The sequence below is a fragment of the Enterococcus olivae genome (assembly GCF_053760925.1).
On record NZ_JBSMVT010000059.1, the window covers coordinates 1 to 2151 of the forward strand.

Annotated in this window: 3 protein-coding genes; 1 reads left to right on the forward strand and 2 read right to left on the reverse strand. The window is 31.8% G+C overall.

Annotated elements, in window-relative coordinates; translation table 11 throughout:
• The coding region (locus ACWODM_RS16280; RefSeq protein WP_455322367.1) for a restriction endonuclease subunit S at positions 1–557 on the forward strand (557 nt) is incomplete at its 5' end.
• 50 nt (positions 558–607) lie between these two features.
• Here the strand turns inward: ACWODM_RS16280 and ACWODM_RS16285 are convergent.
• Both ACWODM_RS16285 and ACWODM_RS16290 read right to left on the reverse strand, forming a co-directional pair.
• Positions 608–1534 (reverse strand): tyrosine-type recombinase/integrase, encoded by a 927-nt coding sequence (locus ACWODM_RS16285; RefSeq protein ID WP_455322368.1) that lies wholly within the window; start codon positions 1532–1534, stop codon positions 608–610.
• Between the two features lie 66 nt (positions 1535–1600).
• Positions 1601–2151, reverse strand: a 551-nt coding sequence (locus tag ACWODM_RS16290) for a restriction endonuclease subunit S (protein ID WP_455322369.1), incomplete at its 5' end; no start/stop codon positions are given.

The window sequence follows — 2151 nt, forward strand, 5'->3', positions numbered from 1 at the left end:
GATTGGGGAATTTAGCAAAATTTTCAAAAGGATATGGATATACTAAGAGTGATTTAACTGAAATGGGGAGTCCTATTATTCTTTATGGTCGTCTATATACAAAATATGAAACAGTCATTGATTCTGTAGATACTTTTGTATTACAGAAAAATAAATCTGTTATTAGTATAGGAAATGAAGTCATCGTTCCTGCCTCGGGAGAAACTTCGGAAGATATCTCTAGAGCCTCTGTTGTTAGTAAAAAAGGAATTATATTGGGGGGTGACTTAAATATTATTAAACCTAATGTACTGATTAACTCGTTATTTTTAGCTCTAACTATTTCGAATGGTTCACAGAAAAAAGAGATGGTTAAAAGAGCTCAAGGAAAATCTGTAGTTCATCTTCATAATTCTGACCTGAAACAAATAAATTTATTACATCCAAAACTTAAAGAACAACAAGAAATTGGGAGCTTCTTCAAGCAGTTCGACAATACTATTGCCCTTCATCAAAATAATATAGAGATATTTAAAGAGATCAAAAAAGCGTTTTTACAAAAAATGTTCATTTATTAAACGTATAAACCACAGTCATTCAAAGATTAAAATGACTGTGGTTCTCTATTTTACAGTTGCGCTAAACACCGCATAATTTTTTCATTGTCTTGATTTTCTAATTCTTGAATAATATGCAGATATGTTTCTTGTGTAGTTGTCATACTAGAGTGACCTAATCGTTTAGCAACGCTGGCTATTGAAACTCCTGAAAAAATCAAAAGCGAGGCGTGTGTGTGTCGTAAACCATGAACTGTAATAATAGGTATATCTGCTTGTATACATAGAATTTTTAGCCGATTATTTATTGTGGAATTAAACACTCTTTTGCTAACAAAAATTGGTTTTTCGGGATTCAAACTTTTAATTAGTTGAGAAAATTGCATGGCTGTTTGCCAATCAAGTTGAACTTTTCTTATAGATGATTCATTTTTAGTAGGTTGGAAGCGTCCTTGTGTCCCTTTATAATTCCAAGATTTGTTAACAACTACTTGCTGCTTTGAAAAATCAAAATCATTTGGTGTTACAGCCAGTGCTTCTGAAAAACGTAGCCCCGTCTTAGTTACCAATAAAATAAACCAATCCCAATTAATTGTATCCGTCAAATCCAATTGTTTTAATAACGCTTGAACCTCAAATTGATTTAAGAATTTAGGTTTCTTTTCCGCAGGCTTCTTCCCTTTAATAATAATTTTTCTAGTAGGATTATTTTCGATTAGCCCTTCGTCAACTGCATCTAAAATAGCTCCCTTAACTTGATGGTGAAAATCCATCGTTGTTTGTTTCTCATGAGTAAGTGCATAATCATTTAACATTTTTTGGTAACTCTTCCGATTCAATTCATTTAATTTCATATTCGGTACTAATTCTTCTAAATATCGTTGTGCAACTTCATATTTTCTTAGAGTCACCGAACGCACGGCTCCCTCCTTATAAAGATGAATCCACTCTTCAAAATATTCATGAAACAATTGACTTCCTTTTTTCTTTCTTGGCATAATAAAAACCTCCTAGTATATTTTGTGATTGCTCACATTTTATATACTAGAGGTTCAATTAATTTTTTATATAAACATCTTTTGTAGATAGGCCTTTTTTACCTCTTTTAATTTGTCTGATTTATGTTGATGAAAAGCGATGATATTATCAAGTTGTTTAAAAATATCTCCTATTTTGGATTGTTCGTCAATATCTAAAGTAATTTTAATTGTTTTATTTAATAACTCCTTTTTAGTAATTCCTTTGATAGATGTCCCTTGCACTGCATGTAGTTCTTTCTGTAGTTTTTTATATAGAGAATATACACCAAACCATTCATTAATTTTCAAGTTACTGAGTGAGAGAAAATCCTGACTAGTCGCATATTTATATGATATAACGGCTAACTTTCCAACGCCTACCCGGGTAACAATTGCAATGGAATTAGCCGGTATAAGTTTTGTTGCAGATTTTCTTACTGCTTCAGAAGTGATATATTTTTTTGCAGTTACATCCGAAACATGATGTTCTACTAGGTCAGATGATTGAATCCAAGCCAAATCGCCATTCCAAAACGTATCAATTGATGTCTTTGGAGTGCCACCACCATACGTTTCTTTAGAAAAATCAAAAACTT

What these genes read in the sequence shown, in the direction of transcription:
- ACWODM_RS16285 (WP_455322368.1), bottom strand. Translation starts at nt 1,534, where the DNA reads ATGCCAAGAAAGAAAAAAGGAAGTCAATTGTTTCATGAATATTTTGAA.